Source organism: Haloarcula argentinensis DSM 12282 (genome assembly GCA_000336895.1).
In the GTDB taxonomy this organism is placed as follows: Archaea; Halobacteriota; Halobacteria; order Halobacteriales; family Haloarculaceae; genus Haloarcula; species Haloarcula argentinensis.
The window spans coordinates 210,507-235,866 of sequence record AOLX01000014.1 but is presented as its reverse complement, the minus strand read 5'-3'; the positions used below and the strand labels follow the sequence as shown (position 1 = coordinate 235,866).

General features: G+C 64.5%; 20 protein-coding genes. 11 read left to right on the top strand and 9 right to left on the bottom strand.

Annotated elements, in window-relative coordinates; genetic code table 11:
* The first annotated feature begins 104 nt into the window (after positions 1 to 104).
* The 7 genes from C443_RS04720 (at position 105) to C443_RS04690 (ending at position 10,592) form a co-directional block, all read left to right on the top strand.
* Entirely contained in the window at positions 105 to 2,339 is a 2,235-nt protein-coding gene (locus tag C443_RS04720) for a DUF4129 domain-containing protein (RefSeq protein ID WP_049943903.1), read from the top strand.
* Entirely contained in the window at positions 2,336 to 3,262 is a 927-nt protein-coding gene (locus tag C443_RS04715) for a DUF7269 family protein (RefSeq protein WP_005534309.1), read from the top strand. The genes C443_RS04720 and C443_RS04715 overlap by 4 nt, the downstream gene beginning before the upstream one ends.
* Positions 3,262 to 4,593 (top strand): DUF58 domain-containing protein, encoded by a 1,332-nt coding sequence (locus tag C443_RS04710; protein WP_005534307.1) that lies wholly within the window; start codon positions 3,262 to 3,264, stop codon positions 4,591 to 4,593. The genes C443_RS04715 and C443_RS04710 overlap by 1 nt, the downstream gene beginning before the upstream one ends.
* A complete protein-coding gene (locus tag C443_RS04705; protein WP_005534305.1) occupies positions 4,594 to 6,021 on the top strand; it encodes a DUF7519 family protein in 1,428 nt (475 codons plus the stop codon).
* A 107-nt stretch (positions 6,022 to 6,128) separates the two neighbouring features.
* A complete protein-coding gene (locus tag C443_RS04700; protein WP_005534303.1) occupies positions 6,129 to 7,340 on the top strand; it encodes an AAA family ATPase in 1,212 nt (403 codons plus the stop codon).
* A gap of 51 nt (positions 7,341 to 7,391) precedes the next feature.
* Complete coding sequence (locus C443_RS04695; RefSeq protein ID WP_005534301.1) at positions 7,392 to 7,787, top strand: DUF2237 family protein; 396 nt, start codon at positions 7,392 to 7,394, stop codon at positions 7,785 to 7,787.
* Between the two features lie 69 nt (positions 7,788 to 7,856).
* Positions 7,857 to 10,592 carry an AAA domain-containing protein gene (locus C443_RS04690; RefSeq protein WP_005534299.1) on the top strand — a complete coding sequence of 912 codons (2,736 nt, stop codon included), beginning with the start codon at positions 7,857 to 7,859 and terminating at the stop codon, positions 10,590 to 10,592.
* Here C443_RS04690 and C443_RS04685 read toward each other — a convergent pair whose 3' ends face one another.
* Both C443_RS04685 and C443_RS04680 read right to left on the bottom strand, forming a co-directional pair.
* Positions 10,593 to 12,278 carry a PH domain-containing protein gene (locus C443_RS04685; RefSeq protein ID WP_005534297.1) on the bottom strand — a complete coding sequence of 562 codons (1,686 nt, stop codon included), beginning with the start codon at positions 12,276 to 12,278 and terminating at the stop codon, positions 10,593 to 10,595.
* Positions 12,275 to 12,736 (bottom strand): PH domain-containing protein, encoded by a 462-nt coding sequence (locus tag C443_RS04680; RefSeq protein WP_005534295.1) that lies wholly within the window; start codon positions 12,734 to 12,736, stop codon positions 12,275 to 12,277. Before C443_RS04680 ends, C443_RS04685 begins: the two co-directional genes overlap by 4 nt.
* Before the next feature lie 141 nt (positions 12,737 to 12,877).
* Here C443_RS04680 and C443_RS04675 point away from each other — a divergent pair, with 141 nt between their 5' ends.
* On the top strand, positions 12,878 to 13,945 hold the full coding sequence (locus C443_RS04675; RefSeq protein WP_005534293.1) for a hypothetical protein: 1,068 nt from the start codon (positions 12,878 to 12,880) through the stop codon (positions 13,943 to 13,945).
* A gap of 73 nt (positions 13,946 to 14,018) precedes the next feature.
* Here the strand turns inward: C443_RS04675 and C443_RS04670 are convergent, their stop codons facing one another.
* Positions 14,019 to 14,657 carry a beta-class carbonic anhydrase gene (locus tag C443_RS04670; RefSeq protein WP_005534291.1) on the bottom strand — a complete coding sequence of 213 codons (639 nt, stop codon included), beginning with the start codon at positions 14,655 to 14,657 and terminating at the stop codon, positions 14,019 to 14,021.
* Positions 14,658 to 14,749: 92 nt separating this feature from the next.
* A complete protein-coding gene (locus tag C443_RS04665) occupies positions 14,750 to 17,500 on the bottom strand; it encodes an ATP-dependent helicase (protein WP_049943902.1) in 2,751 nt (916 codons plus the stop codon).
* Positions 17,501 to 17,597: 97 nt separating this feature from the next.
* On the opposite strand from C443_RS04665, the gene C443_RS04660 reads away from it, so the two are divergent.
* Positions 17,598 to 18,473 carry a dihydrodipicolinate synthase family protein gene (locus C443_RS04660; RefSeq protein ID WP_005534288.1) on the top strand — a complete coding sequence of 292 codons (876 nt, stop codon included), beginning with the start codon at positions 17,598 to 17,600 and terminating at the stop codon, positions 18,471 to 18,473.
* Positions 18,474 to 18,543: 70 nt separating this feature from the next.
* Entirely contained in the window at positions 18,544 to 19,359 is an 816-nt protein-coding gene (locus C443_RS04655) for an ArsR/SmtB family transcription factor (protein ID WP_005534287.1), read from the top strand.
* Between the two features lie 23 nt (positions 19,360 to 19,382).
* On the opposite strand, the gene C443_RS04650 is transcribed toward C443_RS04655, so the two are convergent.
* Positions 19,383 to 19,997 carry a class I SAM-dependent methyltransferase gene (locus C443_RS04650; RefSeq protein ID WP_005534285.1) on the bottom strand — a complete coding sequence of 205 codons (615 nt, stop codon included), beginning with the start codon at positions 19,995 to 19,997 and terminating at the stop codon, positions 19,383 to 19,385.
* A gap of 283 nt (positions 19,998 to 20,280) precedes the next feature.
* Between C443_RS04650 and C443_RS04645 the strand changes: the two genes are divergently transcribed.
* Complete coding sequence (locus tag C443_RS04645) at positions 20,281 to 21,033, top strand: MBL fold metallo-hydrolase (protein WP_005534283.1); 753 nt, start codon at positions 20,281 to 20,283, stop codon at positions 21,031 to 21,033.
* Here C443_RS04645 and C443_RS04640 read toward each other — a convergent pair.
* The 4 genes from C443_RS04640 to C443_RS04625 all read right to left on the bottom strand — a co-directional run bounded on the left by C443_RS04640 (position 21,030) and on the right by C443_RS04625 (position 25,340).
* Positions 21,030 to 22,187 carry a sensor histidine kinase gene (locus C443_RS04640; RefSeq protein ID WP_005534281.1) on the bottom strand — a complete coding sequence of 386 codons (1,158 nt, stop codon included), beginning with the start codon at positions 22,185 to 22,187 and terminating at the stop codon, positions 21,030 to 21,032. The genes C443_RS04645 and C443_RS04640 overlap by 4 nt on opposite strands.
* Before the next feature lie 119 nt (positions 22,188 to 22,306).
* A complete protein-coding gene (locus tag C443_RS04635; protein WP_005534280.1) occupies positions 22,307 to 23,374 on the bottom strand; it encodes an mRNA surveillance protein pelota in 1,068 nt (355 codons plus the stop codon).
* 85 nt (positions 23,375 to 23,459) lie between these two features.
* Complete coding sequence (locus tag C443_RS04630) at positions 23,460 to 24,161, bottom strand: DUF4013 domain-containing protein (protein WP_005534279.1); 702 nt, start codon at positions 24,159 to 24,161, stop codon at positions 23,460 to 23,462.
* Positions 24,162 to 24,311: 150 nt separating this feature from the next.
* A complete protein-coding gene (locus tag C443_RS04625) occupies positions 24,312 to 25,340 on the bottom strand; it encodes an AIR synthase family protein (protein WP_005534278.1) in 1,029 nt (342 codons plus the stop codon).
* Positions 25,341 to 25,360: the final 20 nt, after the last annotated feature.

Genomic DNA, 25,360 nt, shown 5'->3' with positions numbered 1-25,360 from the left:
GCCGCTGTCGACGACCATACCGGGGATTGATTATCTTTCACGCAAGTTTCCATGATAACAGCTCGGGGTGTCGCGGTACAGCCGTACATTACGAGGGGTGACAAGTGGGTACAGCATCCGATACCGGCCATGGCGGCGTTGACTGGCGGCAACTGGCACTGGTAAGTCTCTGCCTCGTCGGGCTAATGGTCGCTGCGTTTCTGGCCCCACCACCGATTGATGAGAGCGGGATCAACAGCAGTGGGGACAGTGACGGGAGTCACGGGTCTGAACCACTCACGCAGACGCCAGTCGACACGCGAGAACAGCGTCGTGACGGTGGCGAGAGCGGCAGCGGCAGCGTCACGGACGCCCGGACCCCAGTCGGCACGCGAGAACAACGTGGTGACGGTGACGATGGCGGGAGCGGTAGCGTCACAGGCGGAACAGAGCCAATCCCGATTCCCGGCGATACTGTCCCGCCCACTGAGGATGGCTGTGGTGTCCTCATTGAGTCGGAGCCAAAAGCCGGGCATCCCCTTACAGTCCTAGTGTATCAGGATCTGGAACCAGCAGCCGCGACCCGTGTCTGGTTCAATGACCGATATGCCGGTCGGACTAACCAGAGCGGCCAGGTGACCGCACAGGTGCCGTACCAGCGCGAACTGAACGTAACGGTCGAATCGCCGGGCACAGAACCATGTCAATTCTACCGTCGGCCGTACGAGGAAGCGAACACTGAAACAACAGACCATCTCGCGAAAGGGGATGTGTGGCTACCTGGCGAGGTTGCCTCGGTCCCAAACGGGGAGAGTCACGCCCGCGGTACCCTTGGCGCATCTGTGACGGGTGATTTGACGGCCACACGCCAGCAGACAGCAGCCGGCAACGACACCGGTCAGTACCGTGTCGCTGGGAGCGTCAATGTGACACTGCTTGGCGAGCCGTATCCCGGGTCGACTGTCCCGCTCGTTGCAACGGTCGACGGCGTGCCGGTACGAAACGCGACCGTGGCCCGCAACGGCGAGATCGTCGGTCGAACTGACACCGCCGGCCGGTATCAGCTGACTGTCCCCGACAGAGATACCGCCGCAGTAACGGTTTCCCGCGGCGAGTTCGAGGGCACCGCACGCGTCGACGTGCTGAACTTACACGTTCGCGTTGTCCCAGCGAAGACCCTCCCAGTACCAGGTGACAGGGCCGCTGTCAACGCCACGATAAACGGAGAGCCGGTCGAGAACGCGACTGTCACGCTCGGCGACCAGCGCCGGGGAACGACTGGCGCTGACGGCGCTGCTGCCGTCTCGCTCCCAGCAAACCCCTCGCTTCCCGTCACGGCGGCAACAGACAGGCAGACAGCGAGAACGACGCTCTGGGGCGTGTATACCGGGACCGTCGTGGTGAGTGCGATGCCGCTGGTGGCAACCGTAGTGACGGTCACTATCGCCGCACTGGTGTACACCCCCAGAGTCGCACGCGGCGTCGGTGTTCTCTGGGCTATCTTTGATTCGCTGTTTTTCATCGGCGTGCTCTGGGAACGCGACGGGCTGGTCATCGCGCTCACAGTCGTAGGCGTCGCCGCACTGTACCACTATCGGGAGGATGCGCTTTCGGGCGGGCAGGCGGTCGCAGATACAGCCAGAACCGTCAGTGAAACCGTTGCTGGCCTCGTTACCCGCGTTGTTCAGATGACCCGACGAACAGCACTCTGGCTCGTCGGCCGTGTCGAAGCCACGTTGCGCATGAGCCGACGACTGGCTGTCGGTCTGGCCGCATGGCTCGCATCGCTGCCGCTAACTGTGACAGGATTGTCCCGTCGCTTCAAAGAGTGGCTCCGGTCAGCCGGGTACCGAGCCATCACGGTGGTCAGGACTGAAAGCACGCCGCGCAGGATTGCGACGCTCGGGTTCTCGTGTGTTATCGTGATACTGAGCTATGTTCGCTGGGGTACGGCTGGGGCCGTCGTGGCTGGAGGGGGAGTGGCACTGGTGGCGGTCAGTGTCTACATTTCCGGCCAGACCGACGAGACGGATCGCCCGGCTACGGCGTCTGGTCCGGGACCGAGCGAGTCGGTTACTGACTCGTCGAGCGGCAACGGGTCGGCCCTCCCGTCGCTTCGGGACCTCTGGCGTGCGTTCGCCAAGCATGTCGTCCCCGGGCACTGGCGGACGCGTACGCCCGGCGAGGTGTCCCGGGCTGCAATCGACAGCGGCCTACCGAGGGGACCTGTCGAAGCACTGACAGAGGCGTTCCGGGACGTCGAATACGGCGGCCATTCAAGCGAGAACCGCCGTGAGAAGGCCCGGAGCGCGTACGATGCGCTGGTGAGTGCGAGCGACGAGCAGGAGGACAAAGAATGAACCGCCATCACGTCGGGCTGGGAATCGCTGTACTGGGTGGCCTGCTACTCGTGGCTGCCGGCGCGGTTATCGGGCTGACAGGGACGCCAGAGCCAGCGGCTTCCGGACCGGGTGCGGCGGGTGTCCTTGTCCTCCTCATCTGCGTGCTTGTGGCCGTCTGGAAGCTCTTGTGGACACCCGATGACCCCACGATATCACCATCGCCGTGGGCTGATGACGACGGGTTCACCAGAGAGTATCTGGAGACGACACCGACAGATGACGCTGTCTCCGGAACCGAACTCGCAGAACGCGTTGAAGCGGCGGTTGCGCAGGCCCGCGACGATGGGTCGGTCGACGAGAGCGTCGGCCCTGTCCGGGAACCACTTCGGGCGACGCTCACGGAGGCATTGGTTCAGGGAGGCCACGACCCCGACACGGTAAAAGCGCAGCTAGCCGCAGGGACCTGGACGGACGACCCGGTTGCCGCCGCGGTACTGGACGAATCCGTCACGCCGCCGGACCGACCGTTTCGTGCGCGCCTCCGGGCCTGGCTGTTTCCGGAAAAAGCCGTCCGAAAGCGGTGTGGGCGAGCAATGGCGGCAGTCAGCGTTGCGGCCGACGACGCGTTGCCGGCAGTGGTCGGCCAGCGAGCGCCGCGTCCGGTGCCAGTCGTCGCCCCAGCCGTCGCCGACCTGCAGCGGGCGGCTGATGGGAGCCTCCAGCGGGCCGTCGACGGGTCGCTTCCCAAACGGGAAGAGATCGAGGCCAGCACAGACGGCGCGTCTGAAAATGCCCGCCTCGACGAGGACGGAACTGCCGGGGACGGCGCGACCAGCGGTGAACCAGAAACTGGCGGGACAGCATCGGTCGACGATGGCGGAACGGATGCCACAGCGACCGGCGGGGCCGACTGGGTCGATGTGACGGAGGGGAGAAACTGATGGGGCGACGAGCCACGCGGTGGCGCGGCGCAATCGTCGCCGCGCTGGCACTCGCCGGAGCGGGCATTTGGGAGGGGAGCGGGACACTGCTGCTGGCCGCGACGCTCCCGCTCTTGCATCTGGCCTACGGAGTCCTGTCGACCGCTGCTGTCCCGGAAGCACTCGTCGTGTCACGGGCTGTCGACCCGACGCCAGCACCGCCGGGGCACCCGGTGTCAGTCCGGTTGACGGTGACAAACAGCGGCCAGCAGACGCTGTCGGACATCCGAGTCGTCGACGGCGTTCCGACTGACCTCGCAGTCTTGGACGGGTCGCCACGCGGTGGCAAGACGCTTGCTGCCGGCGAATCAGTCACGCTAGAGTACACGCTCATCGCCCGCCGAGGTGAACACGACTTCGACGAGCCTCGGCTCCGCGTCCGCGGAACGGGTGCCGGCGAAGTCGCGACTGCGACACGACACCCCGAAGGCGATGACAGGCTGGTGTGTCAGTTGGACGCGAAAGCGCCGCCGCTGTCCGACCAGGGAACCGACCGCGTGGGCCAACTCACGACCGACGCCCCCGGCGATGGCTTCACCTTTCACTCGACGCGAGAGTATCAGCGCGGTGACCCGGCCGGCCGCATCGACTGGCGCGGCTACGCGAAGCGAGGCGAACTGTCAACGGTCAACTACGAGCAGTGGGTGTCAACGACGGTCGTGTTCATCGTCGACGCCCGTTCGCCAGCGCGGGTGACCGGCGGACCTGGTCGCCCGACGGCGGTCGAACTCAGCGCGTACGCGACTACGCACGCACTCACCTCGCTGCTGGATTCCGGCCACGAAGTCGGGCTGGCAATCGTCGGCATCGACGGCGACGGTCCAGCGGGACTGACGTGGCTCCAGCCAGACGACGGTCCCAACCAGCGGTCGCTGGCCGTCGAACGGCTACGAGCCGCTGCCGATGCTGCCGAGAGCAACCCAGCTGGTGGGCCAGAAGACGAGGCCGACACACAGCGGCAGTTCCGGAAAGTGATGAAGGTGGCCGGACCGCGCTGCCAGCTGGTGCTCGTATCGCCGTTGCTTGATGACGCGCCGGTCACTGCAATGGCGTCCTGGGCGGCGTTCGATTGCAAGCGAACTGTGCTCTCGACGGACGTAACCGCGGCGAGCACCGTCAGCGGACAGTACGAGCACGTCCGACGCCGGACCCGTCTGGCACGGTGTCAGGCGTCTGGAGCCCGGACGATCGACTGGCGACGTGGGACACCGCTGCCGCTCATCCTCGATTACGCCTTCGCCGTCGCGGCGCGCCGGCCGAGTGGCAGCGCCCAGCCAGGAGGCGGAGCGTAAATGATTGGCGGGCCGCGACTCGACACACCATCGGCCGTCGGCGACGAGGGGCGGCCGCGGGCGACCAGTCTGACTATCGCCGCGCTCATCGTCGCTGCGTTCGCCTTGGCTACAGGGGTTCTCTCCGACGACCCGAAACTGTTCAGCGGTATCGCACTCCTCGCCGGCATTGCCGTGGCGGGGCTGACGCTGCTGGACCGAGACGGACTGGGACCGACGGTTATTGGTCACTTCTGTTTCCTGCCGGCGGCGACTGGCCTCATTGCCTCTGTCGGGCAGGTGGCAGTCACCCCGCTTCTCGCGCTTGGTGTCGCCATCGCAATGGTTGGCGTCGCGACTGCTTGGACCAATGTGCTCGATAGAGAGACAGTGTTAACAGCGACAGTGAGCAGCGCCGTTTCCTATCTGTTCGCAGTGGTGGGCCTCGTCGTGGGCACGATCGTCGTGGCGCTCGCGTGGTTTTGCTGGGAGTTGGTGAGCGCTGTCGCTGGCGGGACATCGCCGATGGCTGCCATGGTCTGCTTCGGTGTCCTCGGCGTCGCCGCGTCGGGCTGCCTGTATTTTGCCGTGGCACAGCTCCCACTCGTGCAGTTGACAGCGCGGAGCCGCCGCGACGCGATGGCGACCAGATTGAAACGGGGGACCCGGGCGCTCAAACTGGTCGCAATCGGTTCAGTGGCGTTCACTGTGGTCGTCCCGCTGGCACTTCTGTTTACGCCGTTTGGGCAGCTCGTCGCGTCCCCACCGTTCAGTCTCGGTATCCGAGTGCTGTCGTCGTGGGTCGTTCTCGCGCCGCTTCTGGCAGTCACAGTCGGCGCGCTGGTTGCTGGTAGCGGTGTGATTGTCATCCGAAAGTTCACAACTGAGTTTAACGCCGCCTCGGTGCGGACTGTCGGGGCCGCCATCGCGGCAGTTGGCTATCTGGTGTTGGTAGCCCTGTTCCTCCTGCGAACCGGTATCTTCGGGTTCGTCTCGCTCCCGGCGGTGTTCTTCGGTGCCCTCCTGCTGCCACTGGTGGTGTATCTGCTACTCGTTCTCGTCATCGGCGCGCTCATCTTTGGCCTGTTGCCAGCACGTGCCGGCCCCGCGGCACTGACCGCTTCAGGACTCATCTGTGCGAGTATCGGTGCGGTACAGGCCGACCTTCCAGCGCTATTAGTGTTTGCTGGTGTCGTCAGCGGCCTCGTCGCCTGGGACGTTAGCACATTCGGTCTGGGACTGACGGCTGAACTGGGACATCGGCCGGAAACGCGACAGCTGGAGCTGTATCACAGCGTGTTCGCCGTCGGTGTCGGACTTCTCGGCATCGCCGCCGTCGGCATTGTCGATGCAGCGCGCCACGCTGTCGGTTCCGCTATCGGATCGCCGGAGACAATGGCACTCGCCGCGATCGGTGTGTTACTGCTGCTTGCCCCACTTCGTGGCTAAGGGACTGACTCACTGCTGGTCCGTCCAGAATGGATCAGTAGCCACGAGGCTCGACAGATAACGGCTAATGGTACACATTGATACAACCCGAGTACAACGCATGGAACATGGCCGGGTTATCGTCGGATTTGAGCGTTGAGGCGGCGTCAGAACACTGTCTCAACATTGTAGAGCGAGTTGAGGAGGCTGTCGTCGTTGAACGTCGGGTGCTGTACGAGACGCTGGCTGGCGTCATTGCCAGAGGGCACGTTCTGGTCGAGGACGTGCCGGGAACGGGGAAAACGGTTCTGGCGCGGGTGTTGGCGGAGTCACTGGGCCTTGAATTTACTCGGGTACAGTTTACGCCTGACCTGCTGCCGGCGGACGTGACCGGGTCGAACGTGTACAACGAACACGAGCGGGAGTTCGAGTTCGCAGAGGGGCCGGTGTTCTCGAATGTCGTGCTCGCAGACGAGATCAACCGTGCGCCGCCGAAGACCCAATCTGCACTGCTTGAGTCAATGGAAGAGCGGCAGGTCAGTGTCGACGGGACCACGCATCCGCTCCCGACACCGTTCGTCGTTATCGCGACCCAGAACCCCGTCGAGCAGGAAGGGACCTTCCAGCTTCCCGAGGCTCAGCGAGACCGCTTCAGCGTGAAGACGTCGATGGACTATCCCGATGTTGAGGGGGAAATGGGGCTGCTCGACCGGCGGGCCAACCGGCGAACAATCTCGCCGTCGGTCGATCCGGTAATTGACCCAGAGACGGTGCGTGCCCTTCAGGAGTGTGCAGAAGACATCCGCGTCGACACCAAGGTCCGTCGCTACATCGTCGATTTGGCACGGGCGACACGCGAAGACGACCGGACAGAGATCGGCGTTTCGCCGCGGGGCGTTCAGCGGGTCTTCGAGGCTGTTCGGGCCAGTGCGGTCATCGCCGGCCGGCGGTATGCCACACCCGACGACGTGAAGCGACTGGCGAACGCGACGATGAGTCACCGACTGGTCCTGACGACGGAGGCGACCATCGAAGGGACCGGGAAGGCCGACGTGATTCAGGCTGCTCTGGACGCTGTCGACGTGCCCGCAGTCTCACCGAATGCACCGGATACGGACGGCAGTCCCAAATCGACGGCAGCGAGCGGGTCCGAACCTGCTGACTCTTCATCGGAACCCTCACCAGACGGTGATTCCCCCGGGCAGCGCCCGTCGCAGAGTGTTGCTGAAGGAGAGGAGAGCCAGGCCGGGCAACTGGACGGGGATGGCGACCAACCCACTGACTCGTCAGGTGACACGCGGAGCCGGGGTGACGATGACGACATCGAACAGGGACAGTGAGCGCGAGCAGGTAGCCGAACGGCTTTACTCCCCGGAACAGCCAGACGTGGTATGGAAAGCGAACACAACGTCCTCGGCGGGGAGCTGGCCCCCTGCTCAATGGACCCGGAGACGGGGTTCATGCGCGACGGCTACTGCTACCCGCTCCCGCGCGACCCGGGACGGCACGAGATCTGTGCCGTGATGACGGCTGAGTTTCTGGAGTACAGCAAGGCACAGGGCAACGACCTCGTGACGCCGCGGCCGGAGCTGAACTTTCCGGGCCTCGACCCGGGCGACCACTGGTGTGTCTGCGTCCCGCGCTGGATAGAGGCCCACGAGGCCGGGCACGCCCCGCCGGTGAATCTCGACGCGACGAGCGAGGACGTCCTCGACGACGTGTCGCTGGAGACGCTCAAAGAGTACGCCGCCGACACCGAGTCCGATGCCGATGCGACCCGCGAATGAGCGCCGGCGCGAACGACTTTTGAGGGACCGCCCCGTCGCTTGGGACGTGCAACAGGGGAGGGCCGAAGCATGAGCGTAGACCGTGTTCGCGGTGTCGTCGTCGACATCGAAGAGCCGAAGACGGTGAACACCCAGTACGGCGAGAGCGACCTCTGTGAGGTGACGATCCGGCCCGACCGAGGGGCCGGCGAGCCGACGACGGTCACCCTCTGGGGAAAGTGGACCGAGAACGCCGCCGTCATCGAGACGGGCATGGAGATCGCCGTCTACAACCCCGACGAGCGGGAGTATCAGGGCGAACAGCAGTACTCCGTCGGCGGCGACGCCACGCTGGTCGTGCAGCCGGACTTCCTCGTCGACGTGACCGACATCCGGGCATGGGTGCAGTGCCCGCGGATGTACTACCTCCGGAAACTCGACGGCGCAGAGCACGCCTACCCGCTGGTGAAAGGGACCATCGTTCACGAGGTCTTTGGCGACCTGCTTCGGGGCCGAGAGCTCGACGCCGCCATCGGAGAGCAGGTCGACGCTGCCGGACTGGATATCGGATTATTGGGCAGAGAGGCCGACGAGGTGGCCGGCGACGTACGCGACCACGCCTCGGCCATTCAGGGGTGGCTCCAGCAGGGGACGTTGACTGAAACCGACCAGTGGCGCTCCGAGATGACGCTCATCTCCGAGCGGTTCGGCATGAAAGGGCGGGCCGACGCCGTCCGGCGCGGGATGCCCGTCGAACTCAAAACCGGCAAGAACACCAAGCGGGAACCCCGCTTTCAGGACAAGATCCAGGCGACAGCGTACGCGCTGATGCTGGGCGAGCGCGCGGCCGGCGCAGGCAGCGCCGTCGACGCGGCCCCGGACACCGGCACGCTCCTCTATACGAAAAACGCCGCCGTCGACCGCAACGAGGAGAGCGGCGACCTCTCGCCGGCCAAGGAGTTCTCCATCGGGAGCGGCCTGCTGAACTACGTCGTCCGGACCCGCAACGCGATTGCGGCAATGGAGTACGACTGTAGCGTGCCGACGGGCTACGAGGCCAACGCCAAATGCGAGTACTGCTTCGAGCAGGACACCTGCATGGCCGTCTCCGGCCGCCTTGACCAGGAATCCAAAGCAGGAACAGTCGGTCGAGCGGTGCCAGACGAGGAACTGGATTACTTCGAGCGATTCTACACGGCAGTCGAAGCCGAGCGCCGGTCTGTCCATCGGGAGTACACGAAGCTCTGGGAGCAGACGCCCGAAGAGCGCGCCGACAACGACCGGGCGCTAATCGACCTCGAACCGACCGGACGCACGGAACTCGACGGCGGTCGCTGGGAACTCCGGGCAACCGGGACGGGGGCCGTCTCGAAGATCCGTGAAGGCAATCTCGTGCTCGCAAGCGATGGCGACCCCGTGACCGGCAACGCCGAGTTGGCGCGGGTCGAGCGACTGGGCAACGAGGCGCCACGCGCCTCGGACAGCGGGAACGGCGACGCCGTGAACGCGGAAATCGTCGTCACGGCCGACGAGCCGCTTGACCTCCGCCGACTGGACGTATACCCCTCCGAGCTAACCACCGACCGGCTCCAGAACGCGCTCCACGATGCCGTACTCCTCCAGTCGCCCGAGCAGAAGGACGTGCTGTTCGGGCGGCGCGAGCCGGAGTTCAGTTCAGTCGATGAGACGTTCATCGACAACAACGACGCCCAGAACGAGGCCGTCCAGTTGGCGGTCGGTGCCGAGGACTTCGCGCTCGTCCACGGCCCACCAGGGACAGGCAAGACCTACACGCTGGCGCGGATGGTCCGGGCACTGATAGCACGGGGCGACCGCGTCCTACTCTCGGCGTTTACCAACCGTGCCGTCGACAATCTGCTGGAAGCGCTGGAAGACCAGGGGTACACCGACATCGTCCGGGTCGGCACGGAGAGCGGCGTCCGCGAGGACATGCAGAAGTACCGGCTAGAAACCAGCGGCGACCCCGGCGAGTGTGCGAGTCGGCTCCAGAGCGCGCAGGTCGTCGCGGCGACGACGGCCACCTGCGGCGGGAGTACGCTCCAGACCCAGGAGTTTGACGTGGCCGTCGTCGACGAGGCCGGCCAACTGACCGAGCCGGGGACGCTCGCGGCGACGACGCTGGCCGACCGGTTCGTGCTGGTCGGTGACCACCAGCAGCTCCCGCCTGTGGTCCAGTCAGAGAACGAGACGCTGTCGACCTCGCTGTTCGAGCGGCTTATCGACGACAATCCCGATGCGGGCGTGATGCTGGACCGGCAGTACCGGATGGCCCAGCACATACAGGCCTTCGCTTCACGGGAGTTCTACGACGGGCAGTTGCGGCCGGCGACCGGCGAGGTGGCTGCCCAGCGGCTCGACGACCTCGACGGTGTTTCATTGTCGAACTTGCCCGAAGGGCTCCGGGACCGCGTGGCGTTCGTCGACCCGGATGGCAGCCAAGTCGGGAACACCAACCCCATCGAAGCTGACCGGATCTCCGACATCGTCGCGTCGTACCGGTCGGCGAGGGTGCCGGCCGACGACATCGGCGTCATCGCACCGTACCGCGCGCAGGTCGCCGAGATATCGAAGCGCCTGCCGGACGTGACCGTCGACACGGTCGACCGGTTCCAGGGGTCGAGCAAGGAAGTCATCGTCATCTCCTTCGTCGCCACCGGGACGCTTGACAGCCCGATCTTCGAGGATTACCGGCGTATCAACGTCGCACTCACGCGGGCGAAGAAGGCGCTCGTCCTCGTCGGCGACGGCGACGCGCTGGCGACCGACGAGGTGTACGGCCGGATGGTCGAGTGGGCGCGGGGCTGATTACGCGTTCGCGTCGCCGGCCCTGTCGCCCGTCCGCAGCCCTGCAACGTGTGCGGTGAGACGTTCCCGCAGCGTATCTCTGAGTTCTTTTGCAGTGTCCTCGTCGATGTCGTACACTCGGGCGATACCGCCGAGGAGACTGGAGGAACTCGCTGTGTCGGCCCCCACAGTCGCTAGGTCGCGGCGGCGCTGGAACGGCGACCGCGTGACGAACACCGTCTGGAGCCGGTAGTAGGGGACAATGCGCGTCGTCCGCCGCCAGAACCCGCTCCGGGTCGCCAGTACCGAGTCATCGAGGTCGAAGCCGCGGTGTCGCCAGCGGAGGTGGGCCGCCGGCACGACCGGGAGAAAGAGGAGGGCGGCGAGCCACCAGTACCCGGTTTCAAGCACCAGCGAGTCGACGGCGTATGCGACTGCGGTGAGCCCGGCCGCGGCCAGCGAGAAGCGGGCGAGATAGCGCCGACGGGCACGCTTCGGCGGGCGGTCGAAGTCAAGGTTGCCGAACGACTCGATATCACGGGCCAGTTCATACACTTCCTCGCGGGGCGCGAGGGGCACAGCGACACCCTGCGTCGACTGCTGGTTTCCACCGCTGTAGCCGGCCGTCTCGACGGCCAGTGTCGCGTAGCCGAACCGCCGCATCAGGACGTTCTCACGGATGGTGACCGTCTGGACCTTCTCTAGCGGGATGTTGCCGCTGTACCGACGCAACAGCCCCCGCTCGTACCGGAGGTCACCGTCGGCCTGCGTGAGCCGGAAGCCGTAGTACTCGATGACTGTCAGCGCCACGCTGACGACCAGTGCGAGCAGAAGGAACTGGATGGCGGAGAGGGCGGCGAAGACGGCGAGTCGCGTGGTTTCCGGTGAGCTGGCCAGCCAGCGGACGACAGGTCCATTGAGCGATGCGCCGGAAAGGGTCGCGTTGAACCGCAGGACGGCCCAGACGACGTCCATCCCAAGCGGGAGCGACGCTAGCGTCAGGACCGGCGCGGCCGGTCGAACGGAGACGAGCGCGTACGTCAGGAGTTCGCGCTGGTCGAACGCGAACAGCAGCGACCCGTCCGGCTGGTCGCGTTCCGCCGTGTCCGAGGCCGAAACCGGGTCCCCAAAATCATCCGCCGTCTGGGCGTCACCGGTCCGTGCAGGCGTGGAGCCGTTCACTCCGGGGAGATCAGCGTGGGCTGCCCGGCTAGATGTCGCAGCCTCGGACACCGCGTCGGCGGCTCCCGTCTCGGTCCCGGTGGCCTCGTCCCGGTCGTGGGTTCGCACGTAGTTCCGGAGACGTTTGACTTCGGTCTCGTCGACTGCGTCGAGGGTGGCTTCCGTCGCACTGCCACCGGCCGTCTCGAAGCGAACGATTGCGAGTCCGAGCAGGCGGTTGATGATGTTCTGTTCGACATCGAGGTTCTGGACACGACCCAGCGGAATCTGGCGGGACTGTCTGGCGAAGACGCCGGATTCCACGGTGAGCGTGTCCCCGTCGAGTTCGTAGCGAAAGCGGAGATAGCGCGCCAGCGCGTACCCACTAAACGTCAACGCACCGAGCAGGCCGAGCAGCGGAACCGCGAACCCCGGCAGTCCGAGCATTCCGGTTCCGAGTGAGCCCCCGAAGAAGCCAAAGAAACCGCCTTGCAGCGCTGCTCTGGCGACGCGCAGGACCGCACTCCGGGGGTGGAGCCGGTTCATACCGCGTCCGTGGCCTCACTCTCGTTCGCGAGGTCACGGAGTTGTTCGCGTAGTTCGGTCGCCCGTTCCGGTCGTAGCCCGGGAATGGTGATGTCCGCGCCGCGGGTCCCGGCGGTGTAGACGACAACGCTCGCTAGCCCGATTGCGCGTTCGACCGGGCCGCGCGTGGTGTCGACGTGCTGGACGCGGACGTACGGCACCGACGTGTCGGTCCGGGTGACGACACCACGAAGGAGAAAGAGCGCGTCGTCCTGCAGGTCAAAACGCCAGATGCGGTGAGCAGCGACGGCGTGGGCGACGCCCAGAAGCACGAGCACAACCCAGCCGCCGACGATGACCGTCTGTGGCAGCGAGATAGCGAACCGGTCGACGAGATACGCGATGACGCCGAGTACCGACGCCTGGATACCTGTCGACAGAACCCACAGCAGTCTCACCCGCGGGTGAAGCGACTCCATGTCAGAATTGAGGGGCTGGCCGCGGATTAACGGTTTGGCTCAGGGGTGAAATTGGAAGAGTTCCGACCCGAACACGGGAGACAGTTCATCCGGAGTTCGAAAAAGTCTCTTTAGATAATCCATCGCGTGTCCAGACGGAATATGACAGACACTCGACGCAGCTTCCTCACGACGCTTGCAAGCACCGGGACTGTACTCGCACTCGCAGGGTGTAGCGGTAGCGACAGTAACGGCGGTGGCGGAACAGACGGTGAAATGACTGAGGGCGAGATGACCGAAGGTGGGATGACTGAGAGTGAGATGACGGACGGCGATGCAATGGATGAGGGGGAAGAGATGACCGAAGGATCGATGGACGGCGATATGGGCCCCACTGATCCCAGCGACGCCCCGATGGCGTCAGTCGACCGATTCAGCGACGCCGCTGGGATGCTCCACCAGCGCAGCGCAAACGACGCGCTTCCGGACGCCGACGAGCCAATCGACTTCGACGAGCAGTTCCTGACACAGGGGTACGGGCCCGACGGAACTGTTATCGAGTACTACGATTTCGACGTCCAGCCGACCGAGGCGGCCCCGATTTACGCGCTGTTTTACGAAAACGGTGACCCGGTCGAGGACCAACTCAACATCATCGACGTGGTGCCCGGCGACGAGGGGTACAACGATTTCTGGCAAGTCCACAAAGTGACAGTGCCCGACGGCTATGAAGCGAACACGGCGGCCAGCGTTTCTCATATTCGGGAGGCGGGTTACGACATCGAGCCGACGGAGACGATCAAGAACTGCCCTGTGGTTCCCGCCGGATCAACCGCGGAGCTACGACACAGTGCCGATAGCAGTTCGGCCGACTTGGTCGAGGGCTGGTACGATGGCGAAGTAGTCCCGTACTTCCTGTTCGGCGAGGCGTCGCTATCGTCGTCCGACGGTACCGTCCCGCTCTCCCCGATTTACGTGAGCTTCAACGCGAACCCCGACGAGGACGGCGGGGGCCCGCCGTCCGGGTTCCTCTCGGAAGAGGGGAGCGACCAGACGCACAACGTCACCGCAACAGTGCCGGGTGACGACGGCTACTCGCCGCTGTGGCTGGTCAACATCTTCGACAACGCGGACTTCGACAGCGTTTCGAATCTCGACTCGGCCCAAGACGCCGACATCCTGGCCTCCGGCGCGGCGATGGTCAACTGTCCGGTCGTCGCCGAGCAGTAGGCAGCCGCGGACAGCACGTTTGTCCCGATACTGTTCCGTCCTGTCTCAGTCACCCGGTGGTGACCGTAGCGGACTACACGCGCTCGTTGACCTGTTCGGCGACCCGCTCGCCGGGTCGGCGGAGGTGGCCGCTCTCGACTTCATAGACGTACCCTGTCACCGTGACGTCGTCGGGAATCAGCTCGTGGTTTTCGAGGTACTCAACCTGTGCCGCACAGGCCGCGTCGATGTCGTCGGTCATCCGGACCCACTCCGCGATTGACGCGTCACCGATGTTTAGCTCCGGCAGTGCCGGGTCCAGATCGATATCATCGAGGTCACCATCGACCGCGGCCTCGAACCCCGCAACGATGTCCTCGTCGGACGCGCTCATCATCCCACAGTCGGTGTGGTTGACGACGATAATTTCCGTCGTATCGAAATACTGTGTTGTCAGCGCTGCCGAGCGAATTACGTCGTCTGTTACTTTGCCGCCGGCGTTCCGGTATATCTGTGCATCGCCCAGCGAGAGCCCGAGCGCGTCCTCGACGGGAATTCGCTCGTCCATACACGCGACGACCAGCAGTTGCTTGTCGGTCGGGATGCCCTTGCGCCGTCGACGCGCCCAGTCGTCTCTCGCGTCGACGCCGTCGTCAACCGATTCGTGGACGTGGCCGGCCTCCGGCTCGCTGTGCTCGTGCCCGTCGTCGCTCCCATGTGTGTGGTGTGGCATTGCAGAACACGCCTTTGTGCCCCGTGGCCTTTACTGCTTGCTCGATGGCAGTACAGTGAACGGAAGACACACAAGTCGAACAGTGCCAGCTCTCAATCGTCAGTGGCGACAGCGCTGTCATCGGCATCTCCGTCCTCTATTTCATTCAGGACTCGCTGGTGGAACTCCTGTAAGACAGCCGACTCGTCCTCGGCGAGCACCACGTCGCTGGCCATCAGCGTCGCAAGGCCAAAGGCGCGCGGTGACGGCGAGTCGACTCGGGTTCGTACCACATCCACATCGCCGTCCCGTATCGCACGCAAGACCGTCTCGATGCCGTCGACGTTCAGTTTGTCCTCCAGAATCTCGCGGTAAGTCTCCTCGACGACGGCGAAGTCGCCGAGGTCCTCGGCAAACCCGAGCAGCATCTCCGAGGACACCTGTTGTTCGCTGGCGGACTTCTCGTAGCCCTTGTAGCGTTTGAGAATCATCAGCGACCGCGTGGCGTTGATGCGGAAGTACCGCTGGAGAAGGTCCGTCCCGTCGAGGCTGGCCCGGAGGTCCTCGCGGGCCGTCTCTGGGTCCAAATCGCGGACGATTCGCGCGATGTCCACCTTCCGGTTCAGCGGCATCGAGAGCGTGAAGCCGTTGTCGGCGACGGCGACCTGAACGTTCGCGCTTGCTTCCCGGGCGATGTGATACGCCAGTAGCCGAGAAAAGCCGTCGTTGAACCGCCGGCCGTAGTTCGAGTGGACGTGGTAGTGCCGTTCGTACTCGTCGTGGTCAAGCGTCTCCTCGATGACGAGCCGGTCGGTCGTAGCCACACTGTCCGAGCCGGCATAGGCTACCTGCTCGCGGAACATCCGCGCGATGGCCCGGACGCTGTTCTCGTCGACGGGGAACGTCCGGAGCCAGTTCCGGACTTCGGACATCCCGCCGTCGGCCAGTCGGTCCAGCAGTTGGCCCTGAAAGTCGAGTATCTCGCGGCCGAGGTCGTACGACAGCGGGAGGCGTTCGGAGAACCACGACGGCACCGTCGGGCGGGCGGCGGTCCGGTCGACGTACACCTTCGACCCGCGACGGTAGCGGTACTCGAAGTTGTCCCCACCGAGGACGAACACGTCGCCTTTCTCTAAGGTGTCCAGATACGATTCGTCCAGTTGGCCGACCCAGCTGTCGTCGCTCCGGGTGACCACGTCGCAAGTAAACGAGTCCGGAATCGTCCCGATGTTGGTCATGTAGATGACCCGCGCGAGCCGACCGCGTTTGCCGATGAGGTGCTCACCCACGTCGTACTCCTCGTAGTGGTGCTCGCCGTCGGGCGCGTCGTTGGTGTCCCGCCAGATCTTGGCGTAGACGTTCTTGTCCTCCATTCCCGGGTAATCAGCAGTCATATACCGCATCAGCTGCTCCCAGTCCTCGTCGTCGTAATCCCGGTACGGGTAGGCCCGACGGAGGACACTCTTGAACGTCGCCTCCGGGCGGACATCGTTGATAGCCATGCCATAGACGTGCTGGGTTGCCACGTCCTGTGCGTTCTCGGGGATGAACACGCGGTCGACAAAGCCCCGCTCGGCCTTTTCGAGCATCACCGCACACTCGATCAGTTCGTCGCGGTCGAGCGCGATGACGCGGCCCTCGACAGTCTCGCCGAGTTGGTGGCCCGCGCGGCCGATCCGCTGGAGCAACGCGGCGACGGACTTGGGCGACCCGACCTGCACGACGAGATCGATGTGAGGCATGTCGATACCCAGTTCCAGGCTGGTCGAGGTCGTCACCACATCGAGTGACCCCTCCTTCAGCGACTCCTCGATGTCGCGGCGTCGCTCCTTCGAGAGCGAGCCGTGATGACAGCCGGAGTTCGATTCGTCGTAGCCGTCGAACTTCTCGCGGAGGTTATGCAGGACCCGTTCGGCCCCCGAGCGCGTGTTCGTGAACACGAGCGTGTTCGTATGCGACTGGATGTGCTCGTGAAGTTGCTTGTAGAACCGCTCGGTGACGATATCCCGCGGCGTGTTGATGAGGTCGTCGGCTGGACAGGACAGCTCCATGTCGAAATCACGGGCGAAGCGCGTGTCGACGATCTCGTAGTCGCGAGGGTCGCCGCCGGGCTCCTCGCGGCCGACCAGGAACTCCGCGACGGTGTCGAGCGGCTCGACGGTCGCCGAACAGCCGATCCGCGTTGGGGACGTCTCGACCATCTCTTCGAGGCGTTCCAGTGACACCGAGAGGTGGGTCCCGCGCTTGTTCTCGGCGAGGCTGTGGATCTCATCGACGATGACGTACTCGATGGTTTCGAGCTTCTGCTTGAATTTCGGGGAGTTCAGCAGAATTGCGAGGGTTTCCGGCGTCGTATTGAGGATGTGGGGCGTCGTTTCGAGCATCGCCTGTCGCTCGCTGTCGCTGGTGTCACCGTGACGGATGGCGTGCCGTATCTCCACGTCCTCGCCGCGCTCCGCAAGCTTGGCCGTGATGCCGTCCAGCGGCTGTCCGAGGTTCCGGTGGATGTCGTTGGCCAGCGACTTCAGCGGCGAGACGTACAGGCAGTAGACGGAGTTTTCGAGTTCGTCCTCGCGGGCCTTCCCGAACAGTTCGTTGATGATGCCGGTAAAGGATGCGAGGGTCTTGCCGCTCCCTGTGGGCGCGCAGATGAGGGCGTTCTCGCGCTCGTGGATGAGCGGGATGGCCTCCTTCTGTGGCGGCGTGAAGAAGCCGCCGTTGCCGGGGACGAACTCGCCGAACTGCTCGACCCACCACTCCTGAACGACGGGTGCGAGGCGGTCCAGCACCTCGCCATCGTCGATGTCGACCGCCTCCGGGTCGAAGCCCGGGTCCATCGCTGCGAGACGCTCGCGTCCTCCCATTGTCGGCTCTTACCGACCAGTAGGACTGCCACGGCAAGTGGGTTCCGCCATATCGACGGGGAAAACGCCTAAGCGACCGCCGCGTCAGACCTGGTGCATGGCCGAATCCTTCGACGTACTGACGCCGCTGGTGACGCCATTCGACGCCGACGGCAACCTCGATGTTGCTGGCCTGGAATCACTGATCCGACACGTCGTGGCGGCCGGCGTCGACGGCATCGTTCCCTGTGGAACGACCGGCGAGTTCGAGACGCTGTCACCGCAGGAGTACCGGACCGTCGTCCGAACCGCGGCGAAGACAGCGCCTGACGACTGCCGCGTCATCGTTGGGACGGCCGCCACTGACGTTGCGACTGTTCACGAACGGATGGCGTTTGCCGCCGAACAGGGCGCGGACAGCACGCTGGTCGTGCCGTCGTACTACGGCGGCCAGGCGAGCGGAGCGGGCAACGAGGCGTTCTTCGACGCGGTGCTGGCCGACGCGCCACTACCCGTCTACCTCTACAACATACCAGGAGCTGTCGGACAGGAACTCTCCGTCGAGACGGTCGCCGAACTCGCCCAGTCCGACGCTGTCGCGGGACTCAAGGACTCCTCGGGCGACCTCCCATACGTCACCGGGGTCATGAATCAGACGCCCAAAGACTTCAGCGTCTATCAGGGCCACGACGGCCTGTTCGTCCCGTCGCTCGTGCTGGGCGGCGACGGCGGCGTCAGCGCGCTCTCACACCTGCTGTTCGACGATCTGGAGCGGGCGGGCACCGCCGTCGCCAGCGGTGATGTCGAACAGGCCAGAGCGGTCCAACGAGACATCCTCTCACCGGTTTCAGAAGCGTGTGCCGAGTTCGGCTTCGCACCCATGGTGAAGGCGTTGCTCGCCGGCCGCGGCATCATCGACCACGCGACGGTGCGGCCGCCCCGGGCCTCGATCTCGCCGGACGCAGTGGAGTCCGTGACCGACTGGCTGGAGTGACTCTCCAGACTCAAATAGCCCTGTGAGGTTCCACGAGATTCATTACGCTGGGCGGCAGTGAACGCAATATATGTCGTTGCTGCCCTCCCGCGGTCCCGACACGAGCACCTCACAGGACGGGGAGCTACAGGTCGTTGGGGTCGACGAAGACGTCTCAGCCGTACTCGATGCCCTCTCTTCGGAAACGGCCAGAGAGATTCTCAACACCGTCTACGACGAGCCGGGAACGCCTTCCGAGCTGGCCGACCGACTCGATATGTCGATACAGAAGGTCTCGTATCATCTGGAGAAACTGGAAGACGAAGAGCTGATCACCGTCGCCGGGGTCCAGTACTCCGAGAAAGGGCAGGAAATGAAGGTGTACGAGCCCCCGGAGGACCCGCTGGTGTTGTTCGTCGGGACGCAGGAGCGCAAGCAGTCGCTCCGGTCGCTCGTCCGCCGCGTCCTGCCTGTCATCGGGATTCTCACCGCGGCCAGCGTCATGCTGCAACTCCTGCTCGGGCAGTTCCCGATCCAGTTCGGGAGCTCGGGGGCCGGCGGCGATACGGGAACCGCCGGTGACAGTGCGCAGGGCGGCGGGGACGCCGAGCGTCTGGACGCGGCGAACCAGACAGAAGCCACACCGACCCCGACAGCGTCGGATGACGGCGGATTCCAGATAGCCGAGGCGACGGAGACACCAGACGCCACGCAAGCCCCGAGAAGTACTCCGGCTCCGGAAGCCGATACGCCGGTCGAAGCGATGACCGAGGAAGCGCGGCAACTGACGACCGACGCCGCGGCCGGTGGCGGCTTCCATATCGAGCCCGGCGTGGCCTTCTTCCTCGGCGGGCTGCTGGTCCTGACGCTATACGTCTCGTTCTGGGCGTACAGAAACTACCGCTGAGCCGGTTCAGCGACCCACCCGCTTCAGTCCGAGTCGGTCCGTTCGGCGACCAGCACGCCGGCCTGTTCGGTAACCATCTCGACAGCTGTCAGCGCGTAGCCGGCATCAGTGAAGGCGTCGGCAAGGACACCGACCGTCGCCGGGTCGTCGACTTCGGGGCTGTAAAACGGTGCGTCGGGGTCGTCGTCGCCGAACAGCATCACGTCCCCGAGGACGATTCGTCGCGGCCCCAGATCGGCGATGGTATCGATAGCCTCGCGTTTCTCGTCGTCGCCAAGGTGGTGCATCGCGAAGTTCGATGTGACGATGTCTACTGGGCGGTCGACGTTCGGAGCGCGGAAGCGACCGTCGGCGAAGGAGACGTTCTTGACGCCGCGCTCGTCGGCTTTCTCCCGAGCTTTCTCCAGCATCCCGTCGCTGATGTCGCGGCCGATAATCTCCCGTGCATCGGGCGCGAGCGCGAACGCGATGGCTCCGGTGCCAGTGCCGAGGTCGAGTACCACGTCGTCGCTTTCGGGAGCCGCGTGCTCGACAACAAAATCAACACAGGCGCGATACGCCGCCGAATCCTGATCCTCGTCGTACGCGTCAGCGTGTTCGGAGAACCGCTCAGCGTGTTCGTCGAGTGATTTCTTCATATGCGCTTCTCGTCGTGCTCGCACAAGTGTCTCCCGCTCCGTTTCGCGGTTTTGCCGCAGGCGCGGTTCGGTTAAAACGGTTTTTGAGCCACGGATGAACTTTTGCTATCCCCGTCCCAAGCATGAACTGCGCCGTCGACGGGTGACCTTCCCACACGACCGCCCTGACCCCGTCCCCGCCGACGGCCACCGCCCTCACTCCGCTGACGCTCCCTGGTGGTTCCCCTGCCGACGTGTGCCCCCAGACACCAACCCTTTGTCCGTTCGCTCGCTGTCGTCCGGTATGCGTCTCACGTTTCTCGGCACCGGTAGCGCCATGCCCACCGGCTCTCGAATGCAATCCGGCCATCTGCTGGAGTCCGACGGGAACCGCTTGCTCATCGACTGTGGCAGCGGCGTGTTGCACTCGCTGGCCCGAACAGACGCGGGGTACGAAAGCGTCGACACCGTCTTGCTGACACATCACCATCTTGACCACGTCTCCGACCTCGACGTGCTGATGAAGGCCCGCTGGCTGGCCGGTGAGACGGACCTCACGATAGCTGGCCCGCCGGGGACGAGCGATCTGGTTCGGGATCTGCTCGAAACACATGACTACATGCAGGACCGGCTGGACTTGACACTCAAAGACCTCGACGGCGGATCGTTCGAGCTGGCAGGGTTCAGCGGCGACACCTGCGAGACGCGCCACTCGATGCAGTGTTTCGCGTACCGGCTCTCCGTCGATGACGGTCCAGCGATAACGTTTGGCGCGGACTCGGAGGCGTTCACGGATCTCATCGAGTTCGCCGACGGGTCGGCCGTACTCGTTCACGACTGCTCATTCCCGGACGATGTGGACGTGTCGAACCACCCGACGCCGAAGACCCTCGGTCAGACGCTCCACGATGCCGACGCCGAGGTCGGCCGCGTGTATCTCACACACCTGTATCCACACACCGAGGGGCGACACGAGGAGATGCTAGAGTCGATAGCAGAGGGCTACGATGGCGACGTGCAGTTCGCCGAGGACAGCCTGACGATAACAGTCAGCTAGACGCGTTCGAGCGTGACGCGGAACTCGGCCCCGCCAGCGTCGCTTTCGCCCACGCTGACGCTGCCGCCGTAGGATTCAGTCAGCGCCCGGACGAATCCGAGGCCAAAGCCGGTGCCTGAACTCTCCTGGCCCTTGACCCCCATCTCGAAGATATCAGCACGCAGGTCCGGCGAGACACCGTCCCCGTCGTCGGCGAAACAGACCGTAACCTCGTCGGGACTGACATCCGCCGGGTACACTCGCATATTGATCTCGCCCTCGTTGTGGACCGCCGCGTTGGACATGATGTTCGTGAACACCGAGTCGAGCAGGTCACCGCCGTACACCTGATAGTCGAACTCGGCCGCATCGAAGTCGACGGTCAGCGACTCGTAGTTGGCTTCAATGTCACGCACCGTATCCCCAAGGACAGATTCGAGGTCGTGTGGCTCCGGATTGTCCTGTGTTTCCAGCGTCGAGACGAGGTCGCCGACGCGCTGGATGAGGTCGGCGGCGCTCTCGGCCGCGCGCTGGATCTTGCCGGCGTACTCCTCGGTCTGGCCGTCGACCTGTCCAGCGACGACGTCGGCGAACCCGGCGATGACCTGCAGGTCGTTGCCCAGGTCGTGGCGAAGCAGTCGGTCGTACATCTCGATCATCTCCTTTCGCCGTTCCAGATCCCGGTGTGCCCGTTCTAGCCGTTCACGGGAGCGGATATTTGAGATGGCTGTCGCGGCGTGCGTCGCGAGGATCTCCATCGGCCTGACGTACTCGTCCCCGAACTCCTCGACGCTCCGTGACCGCGTGACCAACACCGCGGTCACCTCGTCGCCCATCCGGGCTGGGACAGCTAGGGCACCCGTCACGTCCGAGTCGGCCGTGACAGCGGCATCAGACCCCTGCTCGACCAGCGTCTCGCCGGCGTCCCTGGCCCGCCGCGCCAAGTCACTCGGTGGCTCGCCCTGAACGAGGTTCGGGTTCGTGCTGTGGACGACTCGGAGGTCATCCTCGCGCACCTCGACGAACGTAGAGTAGGAGAACTCGAACAGCAGTGACATCGCTTCGAGCGTGAGAGAGACGACTTCGTCGACGGACTCGCACCGATTGAGCGCCTGACCGTACTTGTTCAGGTCGGCGACCTGTCTGGCGAAGTCCTGTTGTTCTTCAAACGACATATCACCGACTCCTCGCAGACATTGGAACTACGTACTAATGGAGAGCGCGGCAAAAAACGGTTTCGGGAGACTCACCGATGGCGTAATAGATGACAGACATGTAGCGTGAGTATGCGGCCTCAGTCGAGTCGGTAGCGCAGCAGCGCGGCGATGCCGCCGAGATTCGAGAGTTGCTGTCCCGGCGCGAACTCCGCGGAGAAGACGGTCACGTCCCCGCCTTTCTGTTCTGTCGTTTCGATGATCTGGTCGACGTCGATATCCCAGTCGCCCTCTCCGGCCCGCTCCAGTCGGAGTCGCTCATCGAGCACGAGCAGCGTCTCGATAGCGCCGTAGTCGGCCGCCTTGGCGACTTCCTCTGGGCCATAGGCCACCTCCGACCCTGAGCCGATGCGCTCCATCAGTTCGTCGATGTAGTCGGCCTCCTCAGCGATGCGGGTCTGCTGTTGAACGTCCTCGACAGCGCCGCGTTTGAGCACTTCGTGGACCCCGCGGTCGCCGACAGCGGATGTGTCTACGACGGTAATCTGTTCGGCAACATCGGGAATCTCATCCTGAAAGTGGTCCAGCGCGTCCTGCTTGGTGAAGCCGGGGCCGGCGAGGATATAGGCGTCGACGTCCTGCCGTTTGAGGACTGACGCCAGTTCGTCGAACAGTTCCTTGCGCGGACGGGCATACTCCCCTTTCCCGGTCGTTGAGGTGATGGTCGCCCGTTCCTCGGTGCCGTACTGGGCGACGGTGTGAACGTGTGCTTCGCCTTCCTCCACGGTCGCAATCGCCACGTCGGGGTTCTCCGTCGCTTCGACGGCCTCCTCAAGCCGGTCGGTCTGATCGGGCTTGAGGTGCTTCTCAACGGTGAGTTCGGTGTGTTCCTCAACGTTGAGCGTGTGGTGAAAGCCCAGCTGGTCCTCGCGGGAGCAGTCGACGATTTCGCCGCCGACGCGAAGACGATTTGCGAACTTCGCGAACTCCACGTCGGTGACTTCGATCTGAATCCACATCGGCTCGCGCTCGCCGCCCTTGTCCCGGAGGTTGTCGTCGTTACGCTGGATGCGCCGCGTCGTGTCGCCGGAGACGAGGTCCCCCGGCTCGATGACATACGAGAGATGCCAGAGGTCATCAAGGGTCTCGGGGACCACCTCGATGCGTTCTGCCCCTTCCGCGGTGGTCTCCTGACTCTGTATTTGCATACTGAAGCGTCCGCTTCATGGACACAAGTGTTCTGCCATTCGATTCGCCGGGACGGTGAAACACTGCATCGGCGTACTGTGTCGATCAGGCAACCGAGCCTGTCGCGGGCGTCTCATCGCCGGCGTCAGTCGCGGGCATATCTCTCACAGCAGTTCCGATAGCGTAGGTCCCTGCCACGTTCGCGTAGAACGTCATGAAGGGGGCCAGCACCGCACCGATGACAACAGCGTTCAGGACGCCGATGACGACACCGGCGAGCAAGCTGATACCGAACGCGACCAGCCAGCCGGTGGCGTAGGTCCGACTGAACGCAAGCCGGCGGAGTTCAGCAGGTGCGAACGCCGCTGCAATGCTGTCTGTCCGGACGTACGCAACGATTGCAGCCGGAAGCACATACGCGATGGCAAGCGAAAGGACGGTCATCGCGAGGGTGGCGACGAGGGCGATGAGGCCGACGGCCAGTCCGCTTCCGGCGCCGTTGCCGCCCAGACCCAGCGTCGCGCCGCTTGCGAACACCGCTACGAGAGCGATGGCCGCCGGGATGAGTGAGTAGGCGAATCCAATAGCGAACACTTTCAGACCGTCCATACCCAGATCGCCCCAGTCGTCGAACACCGGCGGTTCGGCTTCGCCGTCCAGCACCGACCGGAGCGTCCGGACGATGTAGCCGAGGATCAAAAACACCGGCACGACGAGGAAACTCAGGAGCAGCAACATGCCCCCGATGGCGATAGTTTTCACTGCGCTGTCGCTGTCCCGCGGATACGATAGTGCTTCTTGGAACATGATGGTACTCCGTGACATCAGCCTGGCCGGCGTGGCCGCTGCCACGTCAGTCGCGACGAGGTGTCACATCAAGCTATAATACAGCTTACAATCATATATAGCAGTACGTGTGCCGTGCTGTCAGGTGTAGCCGAACAGCTCTCAGTGTCACTACGTGTCGGTTTCGCCGTCGGCAGCCGCCTGTAACTCCGCGAACGCTTCCCACGAGGGGTCGGCGCCGGGATGTGACTGCCGAGTGCCATCGACGTACAGTCCTGAACCGTCGGTCACCTCGCCGACGACGGCTGCTGGCGTCCCGCGGTCCCGGAGCGCGTCGACAACGTCATCAGCGTTCGCAGGGTCAACGGCGGCCAGGAGCGTTCCGCAACTACTGACGTGCCAGGGGTCGATATCGAGCGCGTCACAGAGGTCCGTGACGCCGTCAGCGACTGGCATCGCCGCGCTGTCCACGTCGAACCGGACGCCCGCACCGTCGGCCATCTCGATGAGCGCGCCGGTGATCCCGCCCTCGGTGGCGTCGTGCATCGCGGTCACGTTTCCGGCGGTAGTCGCGGCCATGGCATCCTCGACGAGCGCGGTGTCGGCCAGTCGCTCCTGGGCGGTAGCGATTCGGTCAGGAGAGAGGCCGATTTGCTCCGGGAAGAGGTTTGCAAACAGCCCAGTGACTTCGGCACCGGGGCCGGTCCCGACGACCAGTTTGTCGCCCGGGCGCGCGCCGTCCGGCCGGACGATGTCGCCGTGGGACCCGACGCCAAGGACCGTTGCGCCACCGACCCAGGAGTAGTCGACGCCCGAATACCGGGCGGTGTGACCGGTGACGACGCTCACGCCGGCATCTTCGGCCCGTCCAGCGAAGCCGTGCCACATCGCCGCCAGTTCGTCGTCGGTCATCTCGGGCGGGAGGGTGAACGTCACAGAGAGGTGCGACGGCGGGATGCCTGAGACGGCAACGTCAGCCAGTACCACGTCGAGTGCAAATCGACCGGCCCGCTCGAACCCCAAATCGGGGAGGACTGACAGCGGGTCGGTGGCTGTGATGAGGGCGTCGCCGCCAACGTCGATGACGCCGAAGTCAATGCCGTGAGTCGGCCCTAGCGTCACGTCCGCTCGGTCCGCGCCCAGTTCGGGATAGATGACGCTATCGAACACCTCGCGGTCGATTTTCCCGAGGTCACTCATGCAGTCGGCCACCTCCGGCG

Excerpts from the sequence above, each read along its gene's own strand:
- C443_RS04715 (WP_005534309.1), top strand. The coding sequence starts at position 2,336 with ATGAACCGCCATCACGTCGGGCTGGGAATCGCTGTACTGGGTGGCCTG.
- C443_RS04710 (WP_005534307.1), top strand. The coding sequence starts at position 3,262 with ATGGGGCGACGAGCCACGCGGTGGCGCGGCGCAATCGTCGCCGCGCTG.
- C443_RS04705 (WP_005534305.1), top strand. The coding sequence starts at position 4,594 with ATGATTGGCGGGCCGCGACTCGACACACCATCGGCCGTCGGCGACGAG.
- C443_RS04700 (WP_005534303.1), top strand. The coding sequence starts at position 6,129 with ATGGCCGGGTTATCGTCGGATTTGAGCGTTGAGGCGGCGTCAGAACAC.
- C443_RS04695 (WP_005534301.1), top strand. The coding sequence starts at position 7,392 with ATGGAAAGCGAACACAACGTCCTCGGCGGGGAGCTGGCCCCCTGCTCA.
- C443_RS04690 (WP_005534299.1), top strand. The coding sequence starts at position 7,857 with ATGAGCGTAGACCGTGTTCGCGGTGTCGTCGTCGACATCGAAGAGCCG.
- C443_RS04685 (WP_005534297.1), bottom strand. The coding sequence starts at position 12,278 with ATGAACCGGCTCCACCCCCGGAGTGCGGTCCTGCGCGTCGCCAGAGCA.
- C443_RS04680 (WP_005534295.1), bottom strand. The coding sequence starts at position 12,736 with ATGGAGTCGCTTCACCCGCGGGTGAGACTGCTGTGGGTTCTGTCGACA.
- C443_RS04675 (WP_005534293.1), top strand. The coding sequence starts at position 12,878 with ATGACAGACACTCGACGCAGCTTCCTCACGACGCTTGCAAGCACCGGG.
- C443_RS04670 (WP_005534291.1), bottom strand. The coding sequence starts at position 14,657 with ATGCCACACCACACACATGGGAGCGACGACGGGCACGAGCACAGCGAG.
- C443_RS04665 (WP_049943902.1), bottom strand. The coding sequence starts at position 17,500 with ATGGGAGGACGCGAGCGTCTCGCAGCGATGGACCCGGGCTTCGACCCG.
- C443_RS04660 (WP_005534288.1), top strand. The coding sequence starts at position 17,598 with ATGGCCGAATCCTTCGACGTACTGACGCCGCTGGTGACGCCATTCGAC.
- C443_RS04655 (WP_005534287.1), top strand. The coding sequence starts at position 18,544 with ATGTCGTTGCTGCCCTCCCGCGGTCCCGACACGAGCACCTCACAGGAC.
- C443_RS04650 (WP_005534285.1), bottom strand. The coding sequence starts at position 19,997 with ATGAAGAAATCACTCGACGAACACGCTGAGCGGTTCTCCGAACACGCT.
- C443_RS04645 (WP_005534283.1), top strand. The coding sequence starts at position 20,281 with ATGCGTCTCACGTTTCTCGGCACCGGTAGCGCCATGCCCACCGGCTCT.
- C443_RS04640 (WP_005534281.1), bottom strand. The coding sequence starts at position 22,187 with ATGTCGTTTGAAGAACAACAGGACTTCGCCAGACAGGTCGCCGACCTG.
- C443_RS04635 (WP_005534280.1), bottom strand. The coding sequence starts at position 23,374 with ATGCAAATACAGAGTCAGGAGACCACCGCGGAAGGGGCAGAACGCATC.
- C443_RS04630 (WP_005534279.1), bottom strand. The coding sequence starts at position 24,161 with ATGTTCCAAGAAGCACTATCGTATCCGCGGGACAGCGACAGCGCAGTG.
- C443_RS04625 (WP_005534278.1), bottom strand. The coding sequence starts at position 25,340 with ATGAGTGACCTCGGGAAAATCGACCGCGAGGTGTTCGATAGCGTCATC.